The 20,954-nt window shown below is 65.8% G+C and carries 17 protein-coding genes; 9 read left to right on the top strand and 8 right to left on the bottom strand.

The window, feature by feature from the left end; translation table 11 throughout:
- Positions 1-9 precede the first annotated feature (9 nt).
- A complete protein-coding gene (locus tag JOF42_RS01715) occupies positions 10-1,431 on the top strand; it encodes a hypothetical protein (RefSeq protein ID WP_210096269.1) in 1,422 nt (473 codons plus the stop codon).
- A 169-nt stretch (positions 1,432-1,600) separates the two neighbouring features.
- Here JOF42_RS01715 and JOF42_RS01710 read toward each other — a convergent pair whose 3' ends face one another.
- Positions 1,601-3,418 carry a hypothetical protein gene (locus tag JOF42_RS01710; protein ID WP_210096268.1) on the bottom strand — a complete coding sequence of 606 codons (1,818 nt, stop codon included), beginning with the start codon at positions 3,416-3,418 and terminating at the stop codon, positions 1,601-1,603.
- Positions 3,419-3,766: 348 nt separating this feature from the next.
- Here JOF42_RS01710 and JOF42_RS01705 point away from each other — a divergent pair, with 348 nt between their 5' ends.
- Positions 3,767-4,207, top strand: a complete 441-nt coding sequence (locus JOF42_RS01705; RefSeq protein WP_210096267.1) for a MarR family transcriptional regulator — start codon at positions 3,767-3,769, stop codon at positions 4,205-4,207.
- Positions 4,208-4,233: 26 nt separating this feature from the next.
- On the opposite strand, the gene JOF42_RS01700 is transcribed toward JOF42_RS01705, so the two are convergent.
- The 4 genes from JOF42_RS01700 to JOF42_RS01685 form a co-directional block, all read right to left on the bottom strand.
- Positions 4,234-4,992, bottom strand: coding sequence for a GDSL-type esterase/lipase family protein (locus tag JOF42_RS01700; RefSeq protein ID WP_210096266.1), 759 nt, complete (start codon positions 4,990-4,992; stop codon positions 4,234-4,236).
- A gap of 133 nt (positions 4,993-5,125) precedes the next feature.
- Positions 5,126-7,417, bottom strand: a complete 2,292-nt coding sequence (bglX, locus tag JOF42_RS01695) for a beta-glucosidase BglX (protein WP_210096265.1) — start codon at positions 7,415-7,417, stop codon at positions 5,126-5,128.
- Positions 7,418-7,433: 16 nt separating this feature from the next.
- Positions 7,434-8,654, bottom strand: a complete 1,221-nt coding sequence (locus JOF42_RS01690; protein ID WP_210096264.1) for a glycoside hydrolase family 1 protein — start codon at positions 8,652-8,654, stop codon at positions 7,434-7,436.
- An 11-nt stretch (positions 8,655-8,665) separates the two neighbouring features.
- On the bottom strand, positions 8,666-10,051 hold the full coding sequence (locus tag JOF42_RS01685; RefSeq protein WP_210096263.1) for an MFS transporter: 1,386 nt from the start codon (positions 10,049-10,051) through the stop codon (positions 8,666-8,668).
- Between the two features lie 119 nt (positions 10,052-10,170).
- Between JOF42_RS01685 and JOF42_RS01680 the strand changes: the two genes are divergently transcribed.
- The 3 genes from JOF42_RS01680 to JOF42_RS01670 all read left to right on the top strand — a co-directional run bounded on the left by JOF42_RS01680 (position 10,171) and on the right by JOF42_RS01670 (position 13,772).
- On the top strand, positions 10,171-10,776 hold the full coding sequence (locus JOF42_RS01680) for a TetR/AcrR family transcriptional regulator (RefSeq protein WP_210096262.1): 606 nt from the start codon (positions 10,171-10,173) through the stop codon (positions 10,774-10,776).
- A gap of 162 nt (positions 10,777-10,938) precedes the next feature.
- Positions 10,939-12,777, top strand: a complete 1,839-nt coding sequence (locus JOF42_RS01675) for a flavin-containing monooxygenase (protein ID WP_210096261.1) — start codon at positions 10,939-10,941, stop codon at positions 12,775-12,777.
- Positions 12,774-13,772 (top strand): SMP-30/gluconolactonase/LRE family protein, encoded by a 999-nt coding sequence (locus JOF42_RS01670; protein ID WP_210096260.1) that lies wholly within the window; start codon positions 12,774-12,776, stop codon positions 13,770-13,772. The genes JOF42_RS01675 and JOF42_RS01670 overlap by 4 nt, the downstream gene beginning before the upstream one ends.
- Here the strand turns inward: JOF42_RS01670 and JOF42_RS01665 are convergent.
- The gene (locus JOF42_RS01665; protein WP_210096259.1) at positions 13,729-14,784 is read right to left on the bottom strand and encodes a DMT family transporter; all 1,056 of its coding nucleotides are present in this window, start codon (positions 14,782-14,784) and stop codon (positions 13,729-13,731) included. The genes JOF42_RS01670 and JOF42_RS01665 overlap by 44 nt on opposite strands.
- A gap of 71 nt (positions 14,785-14,855) precedes the next feature.
- Here JOF42_RS01665 and JOF42_RS01660 point away from each other — a divergent pair, with 71 nt between their 5' ends.
- On the top strand, positions 14,856-15,758 hold the full coding sequence (locus tag JOF42_RS01660; RefSeq protein WP_210096258.1) for a LysR family transcriptional regulator: 903 nt from the start codon (positions 14,856-14,858) through the stop codon (positions 15,756-15,758).
- Positions 15,759-15,868: 110 nt separating this feature from the next.
- Here the strand turns inward: JOF42_RS01660 and JOF42_RS01655 are convergent, their stop codons facing one another.
- Together JOF42_RS01655 and JOF42_RS01650 are read right to left on the bottom strand one after the other, a co-directional pair.
- The gene (locus JOF42_RS01655) at positions 15,869-16,408 is read right to left on the bottom strand and encodes a 2'-5' RNA ligase family protein (RefSeq protein ID WP_210096257.1); all 540 of its coding nucleotides are present in this window, start codon (positions 16,406-16,408) and stop codon (positions 15,869-15,871) included.
- 4 nt (positions 16,409-16,412) lie between these two features.
- Positions 16,413-17,633: an ROK family protein gene (locus JOF42_RS01650; protein ID WP_210096256.1), complete on the bottom strand. Its 1,221-nt coding sequence runs from the start codon at positions 17,631-17,633 to the stop codon at positions 16,413-16,415.
- Positions 17,634-17,734: 101 nt separating this feature from the next.
- On the opposite strand from JOF42_RS01650, the gene JOF42_RS01645 reads away from it, so the two are divergent.
- From JOF42_RS01645 to JOF42_RS01635, 3 genes are read left to right on the top strand one after another with little or no spacing between them, the layout of a single operon-like run.
- Positions 17,735-19,078 (top strand): ABC transporter substrate-binding protein, encoded by a 1,344-nt coding sequence (locus tag JOF42_RS01645; RefSeq protein WP_210096255.1) that lies wholly within the window; start codon positions 17,735-17,737, stop codon positions 19,076-19,078.
- Positions 19,075-20,058: a carbohydrate ABC transporter permease gene (locus JOF42_RS01640; RefSeq protein WP_245340693.1), complete on the top strand. Its 984-nt coding sequence runs from the start codon at positions 19,075-19,077 to the stop codon at positions 20,056-20,058. The genes JOF42_RS01645 and JOF42_RS01640 overlap by 4 nt, the downstream gene beginning before the upstream one ends.
- The gene (locus tag JOF42_RS01635; protein WP_210096254.1) at positions 20,058-20,936 is read left to right on the top strand and encodes a carbohydrate ABC transporter permease; all 879 of its coding nucleotides are present in this window, start codon (positions 20,058-20,060) and stop codon (positions 20,934-20,936) included. Before JOF42_RS01640 ends, JOF42_RS01635 begins: the two co-directional genes overlap by 1 nt.
- Positions 20,937-20,954: the final 18 nt, after the last annotated feature.

Genomic DNA, 20,954 nt, shown 5'->3' with positions numbered 1-20,954 from the left:
GTGGACAGCGTGACCACCGACCATGAATGGGTTGCACGCCGCGTCGACACGATTCGGTTCGTTGACGGGGAGAGGCTTGAGCGCCGAGTTACCCTCGACCTTGACCTAGTGGAGCTAAGGCGACGGGCTAAGGCGGCTCGGCTCAGACAGGGTAACGTGCCGATTCCGTTGCTCACACTCTCGAAGGGTCCGCTCCTCGACATCGACGTGATGAATGTCAGGGGTGAATCGCTGGCCATCGCGACACGCGACCAAGACGCCCACGCTGCAAGCGCCATGCTCCTTGCCGTCCTAGCCCGCAACGGCATTTCAATAGGCAAAATACCGGACACTGTGCTCGAGCAGTTGTATTCCATCACTCGGGACACTGACCCCATCGAGCTCGAACATGTTGCCTACACGGCATCCCCATCAGCTTTCCCCTCCCCGCCGTCCGACGGACTCATTCGGTTTAGCGCGGCTGACACGGCAGCATGGGCGAGGATGTTGAGCTCCACCGAGTTCGTCGACGGGCTCTTCGACTACGCAGACAGCTTCATGCTCTTGTCGCACATCGATCTTCGGCAGCCTGGCGACGTGGCCATCGTGAAGATACGACTGCTCGAGGAACGCAACGTTGCCGAAACCCGCACGTCATGGTTCTCGCCAGACCGCCTCGGGTGGAGACCGCAGACCCAGCGCATTCCCATGTGGGGTGTAGGGCGCGCTCAACGCAACCACGTCCGCGTGCTGGCCCCTGAGGAATCGACTGTCAGAAGCACACGGTGGTTCTCGGACGACGAGACGCTCAAGCGGGTTAGAGACGGACGCGACACCGACGGTCAAGCGCCTCTTGACCGAGCGACGTTCTACGACTCCGGGCTGCCGCCTGCCGATTACCGCGTGGAGATCGACCTCGAGCCGGCAAGAGGGCCGTTTCTCGTGCCCGCCGCCCTTACGACGGGGTTGCTGCTTTTCTTGGTCGGAATGGCGACACTGTTCCAATGGATGGATGGGCGCTTCTCGTGGGCGCCCCCCACCTTCGTGTTCGTCCCAGACGACACATACGGCTGGCGGATGGAGTCAATCCAAACTGTTCAGGCCAACTTCGATGCCGCGGTGACCGTGCTCGCCATCGTCCCGTCGCTCGTTGCGATCTACATTGTGCGCGCAGGAGAACACAAACTGGTCACGCGATTGATGACGATTCCGCGGCTTCTGGTTCTAGCTAGCGCCTTCGCCGCCATTGTCTGCGGCGGGGCAACAGCAGCGTCGGTGCAGCGAGGGTCGCTACTCCTGGTCTATTCCGTGGGCCTAGGTGTCGTGTTGGTGGCTTTCATCTCCGTTCTAATACCCATCGTTCGAGTCTCATGGTTCCGACATAAACGCCGTCGTCTTTCTGTCTTGGCGGAGGAGAGCCAGGTTTCCGCTGAACGCGCTGGTTCTGAGTGATCAGCGCGTCTTGGTCGAACATGCTTGGACCCGGATCAAGCAGTCCGGCAGCCCCGACCCTCTTCGAATAACAGTGTCGGTTATTGACGCGACCAGGGCGGAGGCGCCTGGTCACCAGAACTGGGCTCGACACGTGTGGCCATCTCGCGCCGGGACAGACTCGAGTTCATCATTGCCCGGATGTACGAAGCGCTCTCAGCGCAAGCGGCTCCGGCGGCCAGCTCGCCATCTCGAGCGTGGCGGCGAGTTGGCTGTAGCTCTCCACCTTCGTGAAGAAGAGATCGGCACTTCCGAAGTGCAGGGTCTGCCGTGAATCACTTCGAGGCGTGAATATGAGTTCGGGAAGGACGATGAACCCTTCGATCTCGTAGCCGCTGAAGTCGTAGTTGTCACCGACGGGCGAGTTCCGGAACGTGGCGACGCGGTCTTTCCATTCATCGAGAGCAGCGTCCAGCCTCTGCCTTCCGCTCCTCGCGGCGCGGTACTCCCCGGCCAGGTAGTCGATGCGGATGAGGTAGTTCTTGCATGAAATGAGGAAGAGCTTCGTCTTGTCGGCGACAAGGATTGCGTCGATGTCGGTCACTGCTTTCCCGTTGAGGCGAAGAGTCTTGCCGCGGAGCTTACGCAGTTTGGGCAGAGGGGCGAGCACACTCGCGTCAATGAGACTCTGTGTCGCGGACTCGAACTGCGCGGCGGAAAGATTCGCTATCGCGCCACCGGTGTGGGGTGAGAGCTTCAGATCGTCCGTGACATGGCACGCGTATGCCCAAGCATCAACGAGGGTCTGGTCGCCGCTGGTCTGGATGACAGGTCCAGGGAGGCTGCGTCGCCCATGAACGTAGAGAGAGCGGATGCTCGCCAGTACAGCGGATGCCGATAACGCTGCTTGCCCGTTCTCCGTCAACCACACTGCGATGGCCTCGCTGTGGAGAGTGTCGTTGATGACGGCTGTCAGCACCTCGGTCTCGATTCGGAGGAGGCCACGTCGAGGAAGTGTCGCCCCAGCCGCATCGTCCACGTCTAGGACGTGGCGGAGCAAAGCGTTGCCGAAAACGATGAGAGATGCCGTTGCGGCGGGATCTTCGAACGACGCCAGCACCCCATGTCGACCGAGCACCGTGTAGGTCTCGTCCCCCGTAGTAAAAGCACGGATGGTGAAACGGACGGTGTCCTCGACTGGATCCGCGGCTCTGAACGGGCCGTCCCACGTCTGGTCGATCCCGAGGCCATCCTTGAATCGATAGGCGACGAGCATCGGAGGGTCGCCTTCGAAGTCGTCTGAGGTGATGGACTCTAGTCGCGGAGCGTCGTCGGCAGACTTCCACGAGCTTCTCAGGTCGAACTCACGGAGGGAAGCGCGAAGCGCATCGCTGTCGAACGGCCGTGGGCGGTGACGGCGCCGGACTCGGTATTTGACACCTTTGGTTGCGCTGCGTACGGCGCTCTCCAGGCTGTCGACCATGCCGGCGAGTGCGAAGAGCCTCGCGAGCCGCATGGAGACGACGGTGGGCACGGGCGCCGACTCCACGTCGAGATGTTCCCCGCGAGCAGCCCCGACTAGGTTCTCGGCAACTCTCTCCGTGGAGTCGCCCTCGTAGTCCATGGTTCCAGATTCGGCGTGACTCAGCGCCCGCGGGCTCAAGCGCCGAATCAGAATGAGCCAGGTCTCGGAATCATAAGGAGTTGCGGCCTCGGTTGCTGCATCGACCATTCTCTGGCGTAGCTCGACCATGTATTTGAAGGCGTCTTCACCCTCAAGCACCTCCCCGTCCTTCACCCGAGGCAGGGCGCCTATGACAAGGCCCATTGCTGCGCGGTGCGCGTTGGGGTAACACCGCACGAACGCTTCATCGAACTCATCGAAGTCTGCACGGACTTGGGGGCCGGCATGAGGCGGATCCACCGCGAACTCCAACGCCGATGGCGGAGCGATGAACGGTGTCCCGTCGCCTGATTTTGGTCGACGGAAGGAATCACCTGAGGTCATGGACACATAGTGCCCGAGAGAGGCACCTGGCGGGTGCGACGAGCATACTTCCATCCACATTCAAGGGCTCAAGCTCCGTAAATCCGGGGCCTGTACTGGGCTTCGATGCCTAGCGTCCAGGGGTTGCTGCACCGGATCACATAGTTTGACGATCTCGTAACCAGGGCCGTTTCCGTGTCTCCAGTGTTCACCAGGGTCAACAGCGACAGATCCGGATCAGCTTCAGCCGACGGGTCATAGTGACAAGGGCCGCGCTGACCGACACGGACACCGTCCCGCCTCATCCGGCGGGCACCACGGCAGCGATGTCTTTTGCGTTCCTCCCGCGCTGAGCCCTACGTTGATCCAATGGACCCCCGCACGCGTGCCCTCTCGGCCATCGAAGCGCTGTCCATCGGAATCACCGTTCGGTCGATCCCGCGCGTGCTCGCGCCGTTGCTGACGACGGACCTGACCATCCAGCAGCTCAAAGCCCTCTCGGTGATCGTGACGACGGAGGAGGGGGCGACCGGTGCCGGGCTCGCGCAGCGTTTCGCCGTCTCCATGGCTTCGATGTCGAAACTCGTCGATCGTCTTGTGGCGAGCGGCCTTGCAGAACGTGAAACCGATCTGAGCGACCAGCGCGTGCGTCGCATCCATGCCACCGAGTTGGGCCGTGCGGTCGTTCAGGAGCTGATGGCCGCACGTCCAGAGCTCGGCGAGGATGTGTTGTCGCGACTGTCTCTCGAGGAGCTCGAAGCCCTCGAGACCGGTCTCGGTGCGATCAGTCGCGAGCTGCGCCGAGACTAGACGGCATCCGCCCCGCCTCAGTCACGTCACCCCAGGCTGTCGATCAGGACCGGCCGGATCGCAGACGAGAACTTCTCGTATCCCTTGTCGTTGAAGTGCAGGTTGTCGGGCCCGAAGAGCGACTCGTCGATGTCGCCGTCTTCGGCGAGCAGGACAGGCGCAGTGTCGATGAAGGTCACGTAGTCGGTCGTTCGCGCGAACTCACTGATGAGCGAGTTGGCTTTCTGGATGTCATCGCGAACGCCGGCACGGATCGGTGCTTCGGTCACGGCGACGTAGAAGATCTTCGCGTCGGGAAGTTTCTGGTGGAGCGTCTCGAGGTACTGTGCGACGCGCTCTGAGACATCCTCACCGCTCTTGCTGAAGAACGGAAGGCCGGAGATGTCGTTGGAGCCTGCGTAGACCACGATCGCACGCGGGTGGAAGGGCACGACGAGTCGGTCGACATAGGCGGCATGATCGCCGATCTTGGTGCCGCCGATCCCGATGTTGACGGTGTCGAGCGGGGCCAGGTCTTCCTCAGACGTCGACCACTGTTCGATGTAGGAGCTTCCGGTGAGGAGCACTCCGTTCTGCGGTCGGCCGTCGGGGAAGCGATCCTCGACGTCCTCGACCTTCCCCGCCCAGAGCGCGGGGATGTCTGCGCCGAGGTAGACATTCACCCCGATGCCGCCGATGACCACGATGCCCACGGCCGCGCCCAGGATTCCGAAGACGACACGTCGCCATCTCCGGCGCCGTGGCTTCGCGTCTGTGAGAGGTGCGGATACGGTTCGGTCTGTCATTTCTGTCCAATCGTCGTTGACTGTACGAGGGTGCGGAGAACGTCGGCCGCCACGCCGTGCGACTGTGTGCGGCGTGGCGGCGCGTTCGAATCGAGCTAGTTCGGCGGTTCGGTGTTCGCGAGCGTGACGCGCGTCACGAGGCAGTCACCTCGAAGGTGGCGCTCAGAGACGCCTGGGAGTCTCCGCCGATCCAGACGTCGAACGTCGTCGCGTCCTGCCCGAGAGCGCGGGTGGCCGCGCTCCAGTACGAGAGGTCGGACCGACCGAGTTCGAAAGACACCTCGCGCGTCTGGCCGGGAGCCAACGTGACACGCTGGAACCCCTTCAGCTCGCGCACGGGTCGCGACGCCGAGCCGTAGTGCTGGTGCACGTAGAGCTGGACGACCTCGTCTGCCGTCGAGTCGGAGGTGTTGGTCACATCCACGGTGACCGCCACCGTGTCGCCGACAGCGATGCTGTGACGGTCGAGGCGGATGTCGCTGTACTCGAAGTTGCCGTATGACAGCCCGAAGCCGAACGGGTAGAGCGGCGTGCTCGGCTCGTCGAAGTAGCGGGTGTCCTGCTGCCCAGGCTGGAAGGTGCGGTAGTGGGAGTAGATCATGGGCACCTGGCCGACATGTCGGGGCCAGGTGAACGGGAGCTTTCCCCCCGGCGAGACGTCGCCGAGCAGCACGCGCGCGACGGCGTCGCCGCCGCGGGTGCCCGGATACCATGCCTGGAGGATTGCCGGGACGTTCTCGTCGGCCCAGCGGAGGTCGAGCGGGCGACCCGACATGACGATCACGATCACGGGCGTGCCGGTGGCGGTGACGCGCTGCAGCTGCTCGAGCTGACGGCCGGGCAGGTCGAGCGTCGCCGTCGATGCGATCTCGCCGATCTGGTTCTGGCGCTGGCCGACGACGACGACTGCGACATCGGCAGCAGAGGCGATCTTCACGGCCTCGTCGATGGCCGCGTCATCGTCGTGGTCATCGGCCGTCGCGAGCACCGTCGGGTCCATGCCGTCGAACGGCGACGGCATGAGGCGGTTCGGGATTCCGGCGCCGTCTGCGTGCAGAACGCGAACCTCGTCGCCCAGGCGGGAGCGAAGTCCGTCGACGATGGTGATCGCTTCTTCGGTGTCGTGGTCGAACACCCAGGGGCCGAGAGTGTCGCGCTTGCTGTCGGCGAGCTGCCCGATGACGGCGACCGATTTCAGGGTCTCCGCACGCAGGGGCAGGGCGTCGTTCTCGTTCTTCAGGAGCACGAAGGAGCGCTCGGCCGCGACACGCGACAGGTCACGGTGTTCGGGCGCGTCGAGCACGGCGGCGGTTCCGGATTCGTCGACGTAGGGGTTCTCGAAGAGTCCGAGGCGAAACTTGGCACGGAGCACGCGGGCTACGGCCTGATCGATCTCCTCTTCGGTCACCAGGCCGTCAGCGACGGCCTGGGGGAGGCGGTCGTAGGCGGGGTCGAACATGGTCATCTCCATGTCCAGGCCGGCGCGCACGGCGCGTGCGCCCGCATCGGTGAGGTCCTTGGCGAAGTGCTGCGTCTCGAGCGAGCGCACGCCGTTGGCGTCGGACACGACGAAACCGTCGAAGCCCAGTTCGTCGCGGAGCACATCGGTGAGCAGCCAGCGGTTGGCCGACGCAGGCACCCCGTTGAGATCCATGTACGCGCTCATGACATTCGCCGCACCGGCCTCGATGGCCGCGCGGAAGGGCGGGAAGTAGACGTTCCACAGTTCGGAGTCGGAGATCTCGGCATCGTCGTAGTCACGACCGCCGCGGGCGGCTCCGTAGCCGGCGAAGTGCTTCGGCCCGGCGAGCACGTGCTCATCATCCAGGTCTCCCTGGAAGCCTCGCACCTGTGCCGCAGCGACGGCCGCCCCGAGGTACGGATCCTCCCCGGAGCCTTCGATGATGCGGCCCCAGCGCGGGTCGCGGGCGATGTCGATCATCGGCGCGAACGTCCAGTGGATGCCCACGGCTCGCGCTTCCCGAGCAGCGACCGTCTGCGACTCGGCGATGATGTCCATATCCCAGCTCGCCGCCAGCGCGATCGGAACCGGGAACGCCGTGCGGAGCCCGTGGACGACGTCGTAGCCGAACAGCAGCGGGATGCCCAGGCGGGACTCCTCGACTGCGAGGCGCTGGAGGCGGTTCGTTGCGACAGCATCCTTGATGAACAATGCCGCGCCCGCGGCGCCCTTCGCGACTGCCGCGTCGACCATCTTCGGCTGCTCGAGGAAAGCGCGATTCTCGACGGGGATCGACTCGATGTCGAAGTCTTCCGGCAGGTTCGCGGCGACGCCCATGTAGAAGTACTGGGTGAGCTGCCCGGCCTTCTCCTCGAGGGTCATCCTCGCGATGAGGTCGGCGACTCGCTCGTCGACGGAGAGTGAGGTGTCCTGATACAGGTTTGCGGTGCTGGTGTTCGTCATGGATCTTCCGAGATATCTAGTTCGTGAGCGAATTGCGTCGAGCGACGTCGCCGAGCCATCCGAGGCTCGGCTTGGGGTGGCGGTCGAAGTTGAGGCTGGTCCGGTCGACGGAGATCAGGCCGAATGTCGGCCCCCAGTGTCCCCATTCGAAGTTGTCGAGCAGGCTCCAATGCAGGTAGCCGCGGACATCAGCGCCGGCCGCGATCGCCTCATGCAGCCCGTTCAACGCGGCGCGCGTGTAGTCGATTCGGCGCGCATCGTCGGCAGTGGCGATGCCGTTCTCGGTCACGAGCACGGGCAGCCCCGTCCGCTCCCAGGTATGGGAGACGGCCATCCCGAGCGCATCCGGTCGGTACGCGGTGCCCACCAGCGTGTTGTCGGGATGATCGGGATGCGGGACGAGCCCGTTCTCGTCGACCTGCTGCGACGAGTACGACTGGACTCCGATGAAGTCGTCGCCGGATGCCGCGTCGAGATAGAAGTCCTCCCAATCATGGCGAACCTCGATGAGCCTGCTCTCGTTGCCGGGCGTCGATGTCAACGCCTGGTTGGCGACTGTCCAGCCCACGCGTGCGCCGGTCCTCTCGCGGATGATGTCGCGCACGGCGTGATGGGCGTCGACGAGCCTCTGTCCGAACTCGGGGCTGGGCGTCGGCAGAGATGCGGCGATCTGATCACGCGACGAGTCGCCCTCGACTGTGGGGCTCTGCCACTCGTTCTGCTGTCCGGCGCGCATCTGCTCCTGCAGCATCATCATCATCGCGAGCATGTTCGGCTCGTTCATGGTGATGACCCAGTCCACGCCGTCGAGGATCTCGGTGACGGTCGTGACGTACCGGGCGAAGATCGCGGGGGCGGCAGGGTTGAGGAACCCGCCCTGCTCGGCGAACCAGCGCGGATTGGTGAAGTGGTGCAACGTGACGACGGGCGTGAGGCCGAGTCGGAGCGCTTCGTCGATCATCCGCCGGTAGTGGGCGAGCCCCGCCCGGGAGATCTGGCCCTCGCGCGGCTCGATGCGGGCCCACTCGATACCGAAGCGGTAGGTGTTCAGCCCCGACTCCGCAAGCAGACGCATGTCGTCCCGGTAATGGTGGTAGCTGTCGACGGCGTCGCCGCTGAGCTCCATGCCCGGCACGAGACCCTCTCGGGCCCACCAATCGCTGCTGAGGTTGTTGCCTTCGATCTGGTGCGGCGCCGTGGACGCACCCCAGAGAAAGCCTTCGGGGAACTTCATCATGGAGGTGTCTCTCACTTCGCGGTAACGATGCTCGTGGTGGAAAGCTGCGCGCGACGCCCGACGCTGATGGGAAGGATCGCCAGCGCTGCGAGGAACGCGAAGCCACCGGCGACGAAGTAGACCCAGCTGTAGTCGCCGCCGAAGAGTGCGAGCACCCCTGCCGCTGCGAAGGGGCCCGCCGCCTGCGGGACGGCGTTCGCGAGGCCGAAGATCGCGAGGTAGCGACCGTTCTCGTTCTCCTCGCTCGGCAGCGTGTCCAGGGCCAGCGCCTGGTCCACCGATCCGTAGATCCCGATGGCGAGGGTGCCGATCAGCGCCGCGATCGCATATTCCAGCACAGAGGTCGACAGCCCGACGGTGATGGGGCTCACGACGAGCAGCAGCGCGCTGACCACGAGGAACGGCTTGCGGCTGTGCAGCTTGTCGGAGAGCCAGCCTGCTCCGATCGCGCCGACGATCGCCGTGACGACGCCGCCGAGGCCGATCAGGGCGACGAGAGACGACACCTCGGCGACATCGAGGCCGAGTCGGCCCTGCAGGAGGTAGACGCCGTAGATGCTGGTGAAGGCCAGCGAGGCGTAGATGAAGAACTTGCTGACGATGACCCATCCGTAGTTGGAGTGGCGTCGAGGATTGAAGTAGAAGCCGCGAGCGAGCTGTCCGAGCTGCAGGGGCGGGATCTCGCCGGTGAACTGCGAGTCCTTCATCGTCACGGCGAACCAGAGCGGACCGACGAAGGCGACGATGGCCGGAAGGACGAACATCATCGTCAGATCGTTCGCGAACGATCCCGCCAGTGCGATTCCGAGGATCGGGCCGATCTGACTGATCGCACCGATCACCCCCATGACCTTTCCGCGCTGCTGCTCGGGAAGACGGTCGCCCAGGTAAGTCAGCAGCATGCCGGCGCTGAGCGTGTACCCGACGATCGCCACGGCCCAACCGGCGATCAGGACTGCCGAGACGGTGCCGAAACCGACGATGGCGGACCCGAGCAGACCGAGTACGAGTCCGAGGAGGAACCACGGCCGACGGCGACCGAATCGTGACCGCGTCCTGTCGCTCATGATCGCCAGCACGGGGTTGGTGAAGATGATCACTGTGCCGCCGACGCCCACCGCGAGAGCGAGGGAGAGATCGCGTCCGGCCGGATCGATCGCGCCGATCTTGATCGCCAACGAGAATGCGGTCGGCACGACGAGTGCCATGAACAGCGTGGTCTGTGCCAGGAACACCGCGAGGAGTTCGCGCTTGGGGAGCTTCACCTCGGCCCGGGGGTCAGCCTCGATGGCGGTGGAGATGTCTGCAGCTTCAGCTGCGAGATTTCCCGCGAGAGTGGTGCGTTGCGCGGCGTCGAGCCCACTCGCCGTCTCGTCGTGTCGCTTGTCAGATGCCACGTGATCCTCCTCGATCAGTTGCCGCACGAAAAAAGTGTTGCGGTGTTGTTTTCGCTACGGTAGCACCCAAATCCGGATTACGATACTTTTTTCAAGACGACATCTCGCCTGGAGGATGCATGAGTTCGACTGCCCCGAGCGTTCGCGGCCCGTACGCCAAGACCGCGCGTGTGCGTCGGCGGATCCTCGACGCGTGTACTGAGGTCTTCGCGGAGACCGGGTATCGCGCGACGACCATGAAGGAGATCGCCGAGAGGGCGGGGATCAGCGAGGGGGGCTTGGCTCACCACTTCGCGAGCAAGAGCGAACTGTTGACCGCAGTGCTCGAGCGTCGAGAGGAGGAGGCCGCCGGCCAACTCGCCGGTGCTCGGGGCCTCGCGGCGCTGCTCGCCATGGTCGACATCGTCAAGGATGACAGTCGCAAGCCCGGCATCGTCGAACTGCACAGCACACTCGCCGCCGAAGCCATCTCATCGGAGCATCCGGCCCATGAGCACTACAAGCACCGCTATCACTCCGTGCGACGGTATGCCGAGTTGGCGTTCGAGGCGTTGCAGCGCGAAGGTGAACTCGTCTCGTCCCTGGCGCCCTTCGAGCTCGCATCTGCGTATGTCGCACTCAGCGACGGCCTTCAGTTGCAATGGCTCTACGAACCGGACGCCATCGACGTGGATCAGACGCTGAGAAGATTCCTCGCCTCCGTCGTCGCGCGCCTTTCCGACTGACGGAGGGGCGCTCCGAAGCGATCATCCTTCCGCAGCTCATCAGTGGCCCGGCCGAGGTCGTCATGCCCTTCGGCGTCGACGCTGCCAGCCGGATCACAGAAAAATTACTTAACTTGGATCTAACCTTTTCGAATGCACATTCGTCGTCACGAGGAGATCCCCATGAAAGCCCCCGCCGCCGAGACACCTGAGAACATCGACATCGTCGCTCTTCGCGAACGATACGCACGGGAACGTGATCGCCGCCTCCGCCCCGACGGTGCGCGTCAGTACCACCGGGCCGCAGGAACGTTCGGTTACTACGCCAAAGACCCGTACACCCCGCGCGTCGAGCGTGAGCCGAAGTCCGACCGCGTCGAGGTCCTCGTCATCGGCGCAGGCTTCGGAGGGTTGCTGACCTCGGCACGTCTGCGCGATGCCGGCATCGATTCGGTGCGACTCATGGACGAAGCCGGAGACATGGGCGGCACCTGGTACTGGAATCGGTACCCCGGGGTCCGATGCGACATCGAGTCCTATGTGTACATGCCGCTGCTCGAGGAGACGGGGGCCATGCCGACCGAGCGCTATGCGGGCGGTGAGGAGATTCGCCGACACGCGATCCGGATCGCCGAGCACTACGACCTCTACCGCGACACGCTGTTCCAGACCCGCGCCACGGCTCTCACCTGGGATGAGGATCTCCATGAATGGCACGTCGAGACCGACAGGGGTGATGACTTCAGGGCCCGCTACGTCGTCACCTCGTCTGGCACGCTCACCCAGCCGAAGCTGCCCGGCATTGCGGGCATCGAGAACTTCCGCGGCCATACCTTCCACACCAGCCGATGGGACTACTCCTACACGGGCGGCTCCGGTGACGGTGTGCTCGACGGACTGGCGGACAAGCGGGTCGCCGTCGTCGGCACCGGGGCGACGGGGCTCCAGGTCGTCCCTGAAGTGGCGAAGTATGCGAAGGAACTGATCGTGTTCCAGCGCACGCCTTCGACGGTGGACGTCCGCGACAACGGCCCCACCGACTCGGACTGGGTGGCGAGCCTTCGCCCCGGGTGGCAGCGCGAGCGTATGGAGAACTTCCTCGCGGTGCTGGCCGGCGAACCAGTCGAAGAGTCGCTCGTGACAGACGGGTGGACGGCCACGACGGGGCTGCAGCGGCACATCCTCTCCGGATCCCAGGGAGACTCCGACGATCACGACGAGCTGCAGGACGAGCTCGATGACGCGATCACGATGAGCCGGCTCCGCGCGCGTGTCGATGAGATCGTCGAAGACCCCGCGACGGCGGCGGCGCTCAGGCCGTGGTACCGCTACATGTGCAAGCGCCCCGGCTTCAGCGACCTCTACCTGCAGGCGTTCAATCTGCCGAACGTGTCCCTTGTCGATACTGCGGACTCTCACGGAATCAGCGCGATGACCGAGCACGCCGTCGTCGTCGGCGACGACGCCTACGAGGTCGACTGCGTCATCTTCGCCACCGGCTTCGAGGCCGGCGTCTCGGGCGTCGTGTCGGGCACGCTGCCCGTGATCGGCCGTGGCGGACTGAGCCTGTTGGAGGCCTGGGGGCGCGGTCCGCGCACTCTGCACGGCTTCTCCACCCACGGATTCCCGAACCTCTTCCAGCTCGGCGCGATCCAGAACGCCAACTCGGTGAACTTCGCCCACATCCTTCAGGAACAGGCCGAGCACATCAGTGCGACGATCGGACGAGCCGACGCTGAGAACGCGCGGTGGGTCGAGCCGACGCCCGAGGCTGAAGCCGCATGGGTGCAGACCGTCATCGAGACGGCGCGAGACGTGTCCGCGTTCCAAGCGGAATGCACACCCGGTTACTACAATGCCGAGGGCTCGCAGGCGATCACGGGCTTCACCTACTCACCCGGCCCCGTCGCTTTCCACCGACTGCTGCGGGAATGGCGCGCCGGCGACATGAGAGATGTCCTCGTGCGCGACGAGCACGACGAGCGGATCCGTGAGGACTCGTTCGTCTCGGCGACGGCATGAGAAAGCCGGTCGCTGCCGCCCTGGCAGGATCCGCGGCCCTTCTGCTCGTGGCGTGCAGCGACACTGCGCCCTCGACCGAGCCGTCGCGGGCCCCGGAGGTGCAGGTGGCCGCGGAAGTCCTTCGTGTGACGACTCCGCACGAGATCACCGGCGGGACGCTTCTGGAAGGACCGACCTTCTCGGAGGACGGGTTCCTCTATGTCGTCGATGTCATGGCGCCTCCGGGGGAACCCAAAGTGCTGCGCATCGACACCGCCGACAAGTCGATCGAGGACGTGTACACCGATGAGGCAAGCGCCTTCACCTCTGCGCAGTTCAGCCCGCTCGACGACCGGCTCTACCTGACGGACATCCTCTCCGGCTCGATCGTGAGCATGACCGCTGAGGGTGACGATGTGCAGACCGTCTTCTCGGGCTCCGTCGACGGGACTCAGATGCTGCCGGACGACATCGCGTTCGACGAGGTCGGCAACATGTTCGTGACGGATACGCGGGGGATGGAGGGTCCCGGTTGGGAGACGCCGGGGCGGGTCGTGCGTATCGGCGTCGACGGCACTTCGAGCGTCATCGCCTCCGATCTCCCCTCCCCGAACGGCATCGTGTTCGACGAGGACGATGCAGGCCTCTGGGTGGCCCAGTACAACGCCAACCGGATCGACTACCTCGAACTCGACGAGAGTGGCACCGCGGCCATCGCTGCCCACCCGGCGATCCACGTCGATGCCGGTCGTGCCCGAGTGGATTCGACAGCGGTCGACGCTGCAGGGAACATCTACCAGGCGTTCCACGGCAGACCGGAGATCGAGGTGTACAGCTCCACCGGAGAACGCCTCACCACCATCGTCGCGACCGGAGGATCTCTCGAGTCCGCGACCAACATCGCCATCGCTCCCGGCACGACCGATGGGTACATGACCGTCAGTGGCCCGGACGGCGGCTATGTGTACACCTTCACCGCTCTCGCGGAGGGTATCCGCCAGTCGAACGGTGGATGACTGAGGATCGCCTCGTGGTGGGGCGTGTGCTGCTCTCGGGCGGCCCCGCTCCACCGGCGGGCACTGAGTCATGACGTCGCGGGTCTGACGTATCAGTGCCGGTCTGCGCTGCGAAGAACACGCGGTGCCGGTGACGGCGCTCGATCGCCTGCCCCGCGTATGACGCTGCGACGATGAGAGCGGCTCCAAGCAGGCCGACGAGGTCAACGCTCTCCCCGGCGAGCAGGACTCCGACCAGGAGTGCCCAGACCGGCTCGGTGCCCATGAGGATGCTGGCGCGCGTCGCAGAGGTGCGCCGCACCGCCCAGAGCTGAACGACGAACGCGAACACCGAGCACATCAGGCCGAGGAACAGGACGTTCGCCCACCCCGATCCGTCGATTCGCGCGACAGCCGCGGGCAGCTCCGCCCCTGCGACCAGTGATGCCGTCGCCGCACAGACGATGAGCTGCACCAGGACGACAGCGAGCGTGCTGTCTCGGCGCTCACGTGTGAGTCTGGCGCTCGCGGTCACGTGCAGCGCGCGCACGACCGCCGCCGCGATCACCAGGGCGTCGCCTGCGGTCGGCATCCGCAGTCCGCCGTCCGACACGAGAAGCGCGACCCCCACCACGGCCGCGACCGCGGCGACGAAGTATGAGCGCGGAAGCCACGATCGCGCGGCGAGACTCTCGAGCACGGGGGTGAGGATGAGCGCGAGGCTGATCAGCAGGCCGGCATTGGTCGCCGACGTGAGATGGACGCCCCAGGTCTCGAGTCCGATGATGGCGGCTTGAGAGAAGCCGAGGACGACGGCGACGGCGAGCCCGCGACCATGTGGCATCCGCTCCTTGCGCACCGCGCAGATCACGCCGAGAGCGACCGCCGCGACGAGGAACCGCAGTGCGACGGCCGAGGCGACTCCGGTTTCGAGGGCCAGGCTCTTGGCCGCGACGAAGCTCGCGCCCCACACGGCCGCCACGGCGACGAGTAGAACGTCGACGAGCAGATCGCGAGAGGGACGACGAGGCATGACTCCACACTCTCGTCTTTCTCGATGAAGACCCAGATGCAGTTCCTTGATTCTCCTTTAAGGTTGGCCTTATGGATCCGACTCACCTTCGACTGCTCCGGGAGCTTCGCGACCGCGGCAGCGTCACGGCCGTCGCGGCCGCCCTCGGGATCTCGGCGTCTGCGGTGTCGCAGCAGCTGGCGACTCTGCAGTCCTCAGTGGCTCTGCCGCTCACCGTGCGTCGGGGTCGCGTCCTGATCCTGACCGCGGCGGGGGAGGCGCTGGCCGCGGCGAGCACGCGTGTCGATGAGGCGCTGACTGCGGCCCGCGATGCGATCGGGGCGCTCCTCGACGCGGGCGACCGACCGGTGCGGGTGTCGTCGTTCACCAGCGCAGGCCTCGCCCTGTTCGGGCCTTTGGTGCGAGAACTCGGAGGCGCTCCCGCGGTCCACCTCGCAGATGAGGACGTGGCGCACCGGGACTTCCCCGGCCTGACGGCCGACTACGACCTCGTGATCGCGCACAGGCTCGCGCATGACGCTCCGTGGCCGGCCGACCGGGTCGTCGCGACCCCGCTGATCGATGAACCGCTCGACATCGCGCTGCATGCCGAGCATCCGCTCGCAGAGCGTGCTCAGATCGACCTCGACGATCTGGTCGACGAGGACTGGGTGTCCGTGCATCAGGGCTTTCCGCTCGCCGGCGTGCTCGATCATCTGGCGGCGCGGGCCGGGCGGCCCTTTCGCATCGCACACCGCATCAACGAGTTCTCGGTGACGGCGGAGGTCGTGCGGGCCGGGGCGGCGATCGCCGTCATGCCCCGCACGACCGCCTCGTCTCTGGCGGTCGACGGGCTCGTGCTGCGGCCGCTGGGCGGCATCGAACTCGTGCGTCACCTCGACGTGCTCGCGAGGCCAGACGCGCTCGCCTACACGTCGGTGCGGCGGGTGCTGAGATCGCTGCAGGTCGTCGCCGCACGCGTGCAGCAACCGTGAGGGCAGGGGGAACGGAGACAGATCGAGCGGATGCCGGCGCGCCCTTTGCCGACACCCCGGATGTGCGCGCTGATCGCCTCTGTTCTCCGACGGGCGCCGACCGGAGATGACTACGACCGCGGCAACTCAGCGAGTGTCGTGATCTCCGCGGTGGCGGGGTCCCAGTGCCGCACGCTGCGCGCGTGAGCGTGGACGTCGCCGCCGACGAGATCCAGCGCCTGCGCGAGGTCGGCGACGCGCAACCGGCGCGCGAGGGCGACATGCGGCATCCACTCGCCCGGTGCGGTGTGCGGGGCATCCTCGCCCGGCCCGACGGCGGTCAGGATCATCTCGCGGAGGCTGATCAGTTCGGAGGTGGGCACGATGCTCCGCGCCAGGACGCGCCGCTCGCCGGTTCCGAAGAGCAGGGGAGCGCTCAGCGTGATCGGGAACGACGGGATGCCGGCGAGGACGTCCGAGCCAACAGTCGGCAAGTCGACGCGCGCGACCAGCGTGATGTGAGGGCGGTTGCTCGTCGACGTGTGCCCCGCCAGGCTCGACAGGCCGCGCGCGGCGAGAGCATCCCATTCGGCCCGGACGGCTGCGTCGGCGGCGGGATCCAGCAGCAGCTCGATCGAGGAGGGAGACGGCCGCGGATCTGGCTCTCGCACGCGCTCAGCTCACTGCGCTGAGGCGCCGTTCCGCGAGCAGCGGCACCGCCACCTCGCGCGCCGCCATCCGAGCCGTGGCGACGGCACCGATCGACACGACCTCGGCGCCGAGCGTCGAGGCGAGGATCTCGGGCGCCGGCAGGTGCAGCTGGGCCGGAAGCACCTCGCGCGCGGCCGTGAGCACGGGGGCGATGCTCTCGGCGACCCCGCCGCAGACGATCACGCGCGCCGGGTCGTACATGCTGCCCAGAACGCCGACCACACGGGCGAGCGTCGCGCCGACCCGGGATGTCGCGAGCAGCGCATCGGCATCGCCCGAGGCCGCGGCGGTGAGCACGACACGCGGGTCGATGCGATCCTCACCCGCGAGCCGCCCGATCGCCGACTCGCGAGAGATCTCGCCGCTCTCGACGCCCGCGCGCACCTGGTCCTGCAGTGCATAGCGCAGGCCGAAGGCCGACCCCACGCCGACGATGTGGTCGAACACGACGCCCTCGCCGACGCCGCCGTGCGCACCGTGCAGCACATGGCCGTCGACGACGACTCCGCCGCCGAACCGTTCGCTCGCGAGCAGGGCGACGTAGTCACGGCATCCGACGGCGGCCCCTGCCGAGCCCTCGGCGATCGCGGCCAGCTGTGCGTCGTTCTTGATCTCGACCACCGGCGCCCAGTCGGCCAGCGCCTCGGCGAGCCCCGGGTTGGTGCGTTCCCAGAAGCCGTCGGGATGCGGCGGCGAGATGCCGGCCCTGTTCACGGGAGCGGCGACGCCGACGCAGATCGCGAGGATCTCGGTGCGCTCGACCCCCGCCTCATCGAGCGCGAGCTGCATCTGCCCGAGGATCGTCGCGCGCCGCTGCGCCGCAGACTGACCGGAGTCGAGGTCGGTGCGGTGATGCACGAGCGTCCGCTCGAGCGGGTCGGAGATCGTGACCGCGAGGTGGGTGTCTCCGGCATCCACCCCGACGACGACGCCGAGATCGGATGCCAGCACGAAGCGTCGAGCGGGCCGCCCCGCGCGGTAGCTTCCGGCGACCCTGGCGTTCGGGAGCTCCCGCAGCACCGCGGCGCTGACGAGGGTGTCGATCGCATCGATCGCGGTGGAGCGGGTCAGCGTGGTGGTCGCCATCGCCTCGGTCGCGGTGAACTCGCCGGCGGCCCATGCGAAGTCGAGGATGGCGCCGACGCTGGCTCGTCCGGTGCCCAGACCTGCGGATACTTCGGTCATGGGTCTTGACCTCACTCTCGTTCACATGAGACAGTACCCTTCATCGAAGTAAATTCGCTCACTAGATTTAGTCTGCGGATCTACAGGACGAAAGGACAACGGTGTCTCCGAAACCTCCACGCCCGGCGCAGATCGTCGCCGGTGCGGCCGCTCTCGCCCTGGTCGGGGCCGCCCTCACCGGCTGCTCGACGGCCGGCGGACCCGAGACGATCCGCTTCACGTTCAGCAAGCGGGAGGCGATCGAGTTCATGACCGAACTCGTCGCGCAGTACAACGCTTCTCAGGACAAGGTCCGCGTCGAGATCGACACCTCGGGTGTCGACGTCGTCTCGGCCAGCTTCGTGCGGGGAAACCCGCCCGACATCATGCTCGCCAACTACAACTACGAGATCGCCCGTTTCGTGCAGCGCTGCGCGCTCACCGACCTGTCGGGCACCGAGGCCGCCTCGACCATCCGCGACGACCTGCAGCCGCTCCTGGAGCAGTACGGGTCGTGCGAGGGGCGCACGAGCGCGCTGCCGTACTCGGTGATGGGGGCATCGGTCATCTACAACAAGGAGATCTTCGACCAGCAGGGCCTCGAGGTTCCGCAGACCTGGGACGAGCTCCTCGCCGTGTGCGACCAGCTGAAGGAGGCGGGCATCGACCCGTTCTACGCCACGTTCAAGGACGACTGGACCGTCGCGCAGGGCTGGTACGACTACACCGCCGGCGGCTCGGTCGACGTGATCGACTTCTTCGACACGCTCGCGCAGGAGGGCACCGAGGTCGGCCCCGACTCGGAGGTGTCGTTCGAAAAGGACTTCGCAGAGCCCATGGACCGCATGATGACCCTCGTGAAGGACTACACCAACGCGGATGCCGCGAGCCGCGGCTACGGCGACGGCAACCTCGCGTTCGGCAAGGGCGAGGCCGCGATGTACCTGCAGGGGCCGTGGGCGTTCAGCGAGATCGAGAAGACCGCGCCCGACCTCGACCTGGGCACCTTCCCGCTGCCCATGACCGACGACCCCGCCGACCTCGGCGTGCGTGTCAACATGGACCTCGCCGCGATGATCCCCGAGGGATCGCGCCACCAGGAGGCCGCCCGCGACTTCCTGGAGTACCTGTTCCTTCCGGAGCACATCGAGGAGTACAACGCCTCGCAGCTCGGCTTCACCCCGACGAAGGATGCTCCGGCCCCCGACGATCCTCGCATCGAGGGGATGGTCGAGTACTACGACAACGGACAGATCTACCAGGGCCCCTCGGTGCTCGTGCCCAGGACTCTCCCGGTCTTCAACTACGCGCAGGCGATGGTGCTCGGCGCGTCCCCGACCTCCACGTTGCGCACCATGGATGCCGACTGGGCCAGGATCGCGTTCCGCGCTCCTATCCCGTCGACCCAGGACAACGCCTCCGGTGAGGACTCAGCATCCGGCGAGACAGAGGAGTCCACGCCATGACGAACACGGCTCTGCCCAACCCCGCGGCGACTCCCGCCGCATCGAACATCACGAAGCCGAACACTCCCACGACAGACACGACGGCGATCGTCACGGGTGGCACCCGCAAGCTCGGTCGCCGCACGCGTCGCGTCGAGCCGATCTATTACCTGTTCCTGCTGCCGACGCTCGTGATCTTCACACTGGCGATCACGGTGCCCGGCATCATGGGCATCTTCTTCAGCTTCACCGACTCGATCGGCATCGGCGAGTGGAACTTCAACGGGCTGACGAACTACATCGCGATGTTCAGCGATCCGGCCATCCTGCAGAGCTACCTGTTCACGTTCGGCTTCTCGATCGCCACGGTGATCGTCGTCAACGTGGTCGCGTTCCTGCTGGCGGTCGGCCTGACCTCCCGCATCCGTTTCAAGACGGGGCTGCGCACGATCTTCGTGATCCCGATGGTGATCTCGGGCATCATCATCGCCTACGTCTTCAACTTCCTGTTCTCCAACTCCATCCCGGCGGCGGGCGCCGCCACCGGCATCCCGTGGCTCTCGACCAGCCTTCTCGCGAATCCCGATCTCGCCTGGGTCGCGATCGTGATCGTGACCGCGTGGCAGGCAGTGCCCGGCACGCTGCTCATCTACATCGCGGGTCTCCTCTCGGTGCCCGGCGAGGTGTACGAAGCCGCGAGCATCGACGGGGCGAACAAGACGCAGCAGCTGCTCCGCATCACGCTGCCGCTCGTGGCCGGGTATGTCGTGATCAACGTGATCCTCGGATTCAAGGGATTCCTCAACGCCTACGACATCATCGTCGGACTCACCAACGGCGGCCCCGGAACCTCCACCCGCAGCGTCGCGATGACGATCATCGCGGGCTTCAACGGCGGCGATTACGCCTACCAGATGGCCAACGCGACGATCTTCTTCATCGTCGCCGTGCTCATCTCCCTGCTGCAGCTCTCGCTGACCCGCGGAAGGAACGCGCTCTGATGTCGACGCAGACACTCACCACCATCCCCACCTCGGGCAAGAAGCCGCGCGTCCGCATGGAGCGCGTCAACTGGTCGGGCACGATCATCCTGATCCTGTGCGCCGTCACCGTGCTGCTGCCGCTGTACGTGACGATCTCGATGGCTTTCAAGACGACGGGCCAGGCGGTCGACGGCAACGCGTTCTCGTTGCCGGCACCGTTCAGCATCGACGGGTTCGTCGAGGCGTGGAATCTCACGAAGTTCCCGGTCGGCGCCGGCATCTCGCTGCTGGTCACGGCCGGAACGGTCATCGCGACCATCGTGCTCGCCGCGTTCGCGTCGTACGCGATCGTCCGCAACTGGGACCACCGCCTCTTCCGCTACTCGTTCTTCTACCTGCTGGCCGCGATGTTCATCCCGTTCCCTGTGGTCGCGCTGCCGCAGATCCAGCTGACCGGATGGGTCGGGCTCGACAACCCGTTCGGCGTGATCATCCTCGCGACCATGTTCCAGCTGAGCTTCAGTGTGCTGCTGTTCACGGCGTTCCTGCGGTCGATCCCGATCGAGCTCGAGGAGAGCGCCCGCATCGACGGCGCGACGACGTGGCAGACGTTCTGGCAGCTGATCTTCCCGCTGCTCGCTCCGATGAGCGCGACGGTCGGCATCTTCGCGTTCCTCTACGCCTGGAACGACTTCATGATGCCGTCGCTGATCATCTCCGATCCGGCACTGCAGACGCTGCCTGTGCGGCAGAACCTGTTCCAGACCCAGTTCAGCAACAACTACAACGTGTCGTTCGCCTCGTACCTGATGGCGATGGCCCCGGCGATCCTGGCGTACCTGTTCACGCAGCGCTTCGTCATGGAGGGCGTCACGCAGGGTGCCGTCAAGGGCTGACGCGCACCGGCGCGGATC

The organism is Microbacterium phyllosphaerae (genome assembly GCF_017876435.1).
In the GTDB taxonomy this organism is placed as follows: domain Bacteria; phylum Actinomycetota; class Actinomycetes; order Actinomycetales; family Microbacteriaceae; genus Microbacterium; species Microbacterium phyllosphaerae.
The sequence above is the reverse complement of the archived record's forward strand: the minus strand, read 5'-3'. Positions and strand labels throughout refer to the sequence as shown.